The 4,508-nt window shown below is 71.9% G+C and carries 6 protein-coding genes; 1 reads left to right on the top strand and 5 read right to left on the bottom strand.

Going from position 1 to position 4,508, the window contains the following annotated elements; all coding sequences use genetic code 11:
- Nucleotides 1-99: 99 nt before the first annotated feature.
- The gene (gene iolC, locus AB0C29_RS35190) at nucleotides 100-1,050 is read right to left on the bottom strand and encodes a 5-dehydro-2-deoxygluconokinase (RefSeq protein ID WP_360829689.1); all 951 of its coding nucleotides are present in this window, start codon (nucleotides 1,048-1,050) and stop codon (nucleotides 100-102) included.
- A 191-nt stretch (nucleotides 1,051-1,241) separates the two neighbouring features.
- Here iolC and AB0C29_RS35185 point away from each other — a divergent pair, with 191 nt between their 5' ends.
- Nucleotides 1,242-2,006 carry a GntR family transcriptional regulator gene (locus AB0C29_RS35185; RefSeq protein ID WP_360829686.1) on the top strand — a complete coding sequence of 255 codons (765 nt, stop codon included), beginning with the start codon at nucleotides 1,242-1,244 and terminating at the stop codon, nucleotides 2,004-2,006.
- A gap of 197 nt (nucleotides 2,007-2,203) precedes the next feature.
- On the opposite strand, the gene AB0C29_RS35180 is transcribed toward AB0C29_RS35185, so the two are convergent.
- The 4 genes from AB0C29_RS35180 to AB0C29_RS35165 form a co-directional block, all read right to left on the bottom strand.
- The gene (locus AB0C29_RS35180; RefSeq protein WP_360829683.1) at nucleotides 2,204-2,386 is read right to left on the bottom strand and encodes a hypothetical protein; all 183 of its coding nucleotides are present in this window, start codon (nucleotides 2,384-2,386) and stop codon (nucleotides 2,204-2,206) included.
- Nucleotides 2,387-2,463: 77 nt separating this feature from the next.
- Nucleotides 2,464-2,928, bottom strand: a complete 465-nt coding sequence (locus AB0C29_RS35175) for a cupin domain-containing protein (protein ID WP_360829680.1) — start codon at nucleotides 2,926-2,928, stop codon at nucleotides 2,464-2,466.
- Between the two features lie 88 nt (nucleotides 2,929-3,016).
- Nucleotides 3,017-3,658: a hypothetical protein gene (locus AB0C29_RS35170; protein ID WP_360829677.1), complete on the bottom strand. Its 642-nt coding sequence runs from the start codon at nucleotides 3,656-3,658 to the stop codon at nucleotides 3,017-3,019.
- A 10-nt stretch (nucleotides 3,659-3,668) separates the two neighbouring features.
- Nucleotides 3,669-4,220, bottom strand: coding sequence for a class I SAM-dependent methyltransferase (locus tag AB0C29_RS35165; protein ID WP_360829674.1), 552 nt, complete (start codon nucleotides 4,218-4,220; stop codon nucleotides 3,669-3,671).
- Between the last annotated feature and the right edge of the window lie 288 nt (nucleotides 4,221-4,508).

The following is a 4,508-nucleotide window of genomic DNA, read 5'->3' as shown; positions in this document are numbered from 1 at the left end:
CCGTGCTCCCCGCGCCAGCCGGCGGGCCGGCGGCGGGCGGCCGCGGCGACGGCGATGGCGTCCGGGCGGTCGGCCCGGGCGGCGACGAGCTCGTGGACGTCAAGCACGGCCGGCCTCCTCGAGCAGCTGGTGGACCTCGGACTCGGTCGGCATGGCGTCGGCGCAGGCCAGGCGGGTGGTGACGATGGCACCGGCGGCGTTGCAGAAGCGCATCGTGGTCTCCAGGTCCCAGCCGGAGAGCAGCCCGTGGCACAGCGCGCCGCCGAAGGCGTCACCGGCCCCGAGACCGTTGACCACCTCGATCGGCACCGGCGGCACCTGCACCTGTTCCTTGCCGTTGGAGGCCAGCACGCCCAGCGGTCCCTGCTTGACGACGGCGAGCTCGACGCCTGCGTCGTGCAGGGCCTGCGCGGCGGCGTGCGGCTCGCGGACCCCGACCGCGGTCTCGCACTCGTCGAGGTTGCCGACGGCGACCGTCGCGTACGGCAGGGCCTGGCTGATCCACTCCCGGGCCTGCTCGCGCGACTCCCAGAACATCGGCCGGTAGTCGAGGTCGAGGACCGTGATGCCGGACTTGTTGCGGGCCCGCAGGGCGGCCAGGGTGGCCTCCCGCGACGGCGACTGGCACAGGCCGGTGCCGGTGACCCAGAAGATGTCCGCCGCCCGGATCGCGGCCAGGTCCAGCTCGGACTCGGCTATCTCCAGGTCCGGCGCCTTCGGGAAGCGGTAGAAATAGAGCGGGAAGTCGTCCGGCGGGAAGATCTCGCAGAAGGTGACCGGGGTGGGCAGTGCAGCGACCGGCGTGACGAACCGGTCGTCGACCCCGAAGCCGCGCAACGCGTCGTGGATGAACTCGCCGAACGGGTCGGCGCCGGTCCGGCTGATCACCGCGCTGCGCCGGCCGTAACGGGCGGCGGCGACGGCGACGTTGGTCGGGCTGCCACCGAGGAACTTGGCGAAGGTGCGGACCTCACGCAGCGAGACGCCGATCTGCTGTGGATACAGGTCGACGCCGATCCGCCCCATGGTCAGGACCTCGTCTGCGGGCATGCGTCCCCCTGGGAATGACGGATGGGCCGTACGGGGAGATCTCAGGCGCGGTGCGGCGCCTGGTGTGCCGTGCGGATTACGGCGCGATGAAAAGTCTTCAGGGCCGGTGTGTCGGCTCGTTTCGATGTAATAACGTGGGGGCTTCCACGTCAATACTTTGTTATGACAAACTGAAAAACGAAGGGGGTTCCATGGCATCCGATCCCTCCCCAGCCCGTGCTGCGGTGCGCCCGGTCGAGGTCGACCGGACCAGCCCCGTGCCCCTCTACTTCCAGGTCGCCAGCCGCCTGCAGGAGCTGATCGAGCAGGGCGAGATCGGCGTCGGCGCCCGCATCGAGAACGAGGTCGACCTGGCCGAACGCCTCGGCGTGTCCCGGCCGACCACCCGCCGCGCGATCCAGTATCTGGTGGAACGCGGCATGCTCGTGCGCAAACGCGGCGTCGGTACCCAGGTCGTGCACCCCAAGGTGCGCCGCCCGGTCGAGCTCTCCAGCCTGTACGACGACCTGGTCAGCGCGGACCGCAAGCCCCGCACCGAGGTGCTCGACCTGCGGGTGATCGCGGCGCCGGCCGAGGTGGCCGAGGCCCTGGAGGTGCCGCTCGGCGCCGAGGTGACGTGGATCGAACGGCTGCGGTACGCCGGTGGGGAGCCCCTCGCGCTGATGCACAACGCGATCCCGGTCGACCTGATCCGGCTGGAGGCGGCCGACCTGGCCGCGTACGGGCTGTACGAGCTGCTGCGCCGGGCGGGCTTCGTGCCGCGCATCGCGACGCAGGTGATCGGCGCCCGCTCGGCCAGCGCGGCCGAGGCGCGGACCCTGCAGGAGAAGCGCGGGGCCTCACTGCTGACCATGACCCGTACGGCCTGGGACGCCGGCGGCCGCGCGCTGGAGTACGGCTCGCACGTCTACCGGGCCAGCCGCTACAGCTTCGAGCTCAACCTGTCGGCGGGCTGAGCTCCCCGGCATCCGACGCCCCGGAGACGGCGGCCTCGCAGGCGAGCAGCGTGTCGACGACGACAGGTCACCCACCATCAGGCTGACGGTGGTCGGCGCGACCCTGAGGTGGGCGGCCAGCTCGGGACACGGTCTGCGGGCCTCGCCGGGCGGGAGACGCCGCTGATCGCGACCCTGACCGAGGCGGTCGTGGCGGTCTACGGCGAGTGGGCCCGGGAGATCGTCGAGGTGCGGCTGATCGGGGTGCCGGCCGGGCGCTGGGGCATCGGCGGGAAGCCGGCGGTGGATCCGGCGCCGAGCGTGAGTTTCCGGATCAAGGAGGGGGCGTTGCACCGGCCGGACACGCCGGAGATCGTGGCCCGGCTGATCGCCGCGGTCACCGACGCGATCGTCGCCGTGTGCGGTGAGCGGGTCCGTCCCGGCGTGTCCGTCGAGCTGGTGGAGGCGCCCTACGGGGTCATGGCCGGTATTCGGAGGAGATCTCGGTGGCGTACTTCTGCCAGAGCGGAGTCATGGTCTCGGCCGTCATCGGCTGCCCGGACTCGACCATCTTCTTGAGGTCGCGGAAGTACTGCACGTACAGGTCCGGCGTGAAGGTGGAGAGCATGACCGCCGGGTCGTCGCCCAGGTTGGCGAAGGTGTGGGGGGCGCCGGGCGGGACGATGACCCAGGTGCCGGGACCGGCGTCGTGGTCGTCCTGGCCCACGGTGAACCGAACGGTGCCCGACAGGACGTAGAAGCCTTCGTCGTGCTGGGCATGGCGGTGCTGGATGGGGCCGGGCGTGTGCGGCTGGAGGGTGATCTCGCCGATCCCCAGGCGGTGCCCGGTGTGGCTGCCATCCTCGAGGATGCGGATCTGCGACGGCCCGTTGGCGGTGATGAGCTCACCTTCGCCGGGGCGGACGATCGTGACCGGAGTCATGGACAGGTCTCCCTGGTGGTGTCGCCGGCGTACGCGACGGTGATGTCGCGCCGTGACAACACCATACCATCGATGTCGCGGTACGACATCACTGTTGACCGCGGGGCGTGCCGTCCCAGCGCCAGGAGGCCCGGCGGTCGCGGCCGGGCAGGGCGATCCGCCCGGTGGCCCACAACAGCGTCTGCCAGCTGTCGCCCTCGGCCGGCACGTCCGGGAACAGCCGTTGCAGGGAACGGGCGCACAGATCCTGCGGTGGCTCCCACGACAGCTCCAGCCCCGCGGCCACGTCACGCATGTGCACCAGGGTCTCGACCACGCCCATCGCCGCGAAGCCTTCCGGGTCCGAGGCGCCGTAGGTGTGCTGCGAGCGGACCGAAGACGGGGTGACCTCGACCATCGCGGCCAGCAACGCGCCGCAGGACTCGAGCACCTGCAACAGGCCGGCCTGCCCGCCCTCCTCCGGTATGGCATAGATGGTCAGCGCCGGTCCGCCCGGGCGGCGGTACTCAAAGCCGATGGGGACCGGTTCCGTCACCGACGGGCGGCGCGGGCCGAGCTGCGACGCGTACGCGAAAAGGTCGTCGGCGATGTGCTCGACGGTCTCCCAGCAGTCCCAGTCCAGATCACCGGCCGGCACCCGCCAGTCCCGCTCCACCACCGTGGCGAGGGTGTCGGCCGCCAGATACACAGCTTCACGGACATCGGCCGCAGTCACAGGGTCGCCAGGCATGGCGATGATCCTAACGACGGGCGACGGTCACGATCTCCCGGCTGTCCGGGGTCAGTGGCCCGCCGTGCCAGTCGCCGTACTGCTCGTCGAGCCGGAAGCCGGCCTCGCGCAGCAGCCGGTTGAGCACCTCCGGGCCCAGGAAGCGCAGCACCTGACGTTCGTAGTGGACAGCAGCACCGGAGGCGTCGGTGACGGTCTCGGTGAAGGTGACGACATCGTCCACGACCGACTCGACCTCGTGACTCACCCGCAGGAGCCGGCCGCCGGCGTCCACGACCTCGCTCGCATGTGCGGGCGTCCAGTCCTCCCAGGCGTGCGCCTGCGGGTGCCGGGTCTCGAACGCGAACCGGCCGCCCTCGCGCAGCGCAGCGCGTACCCCGGCGAGCCCGGCCCGGATCTCCCCGTCGTCGACCAGGCACTGGAACGCGTGCCCGGTCATCACGGCCAGATCGAAGTCCTGCTCCCACGGCGTCGTGGACGCCGTCCCGAGCACCCACTCGATGTCGTCGCGACGCCGGGCCCGGGCCAGGTACGCCGGGTTCGGGTCGATCCCGGCCAGCACGCCACGATGCCCGGCGGTTGTCCGCCGGCGTGGGGTCCATCGCGCCCCCCCCCCAACTTGGCCCCGGGCCCCGGGCCCGGTGCAGCATCGCCCCGGTGCCGCAGCCCACGTCGAGCACCGCGCCGGCCGCCATGACCAGCCGGTGGTGGAACGCGTCGGCCGGGTGGTGCTCCGGGTCCCACGGGTTCAGCAGGTCGTAGAGTGCGGCCACATCGGCGTCGGAGAGCACCGCAGCAGCATAGGTGCCGCGGCGGCGGTGGGCGGGACGCCCGGGGGGCGGGGGGGGGC

The organism is Actinoplanes sp. NPDC048791 (assembly GCF_040650095.1).
GTDB lineage: Bacteria > Actinomycetota > Actinomycetes > Mycobacteriales > Micromonosporaceae > Actinoplanes.
The sequence above is the reverse complement of the archived record's forward strand: the minus strand, read 5'-3'. Positions and strand labels throughout refer to the sequence as shown.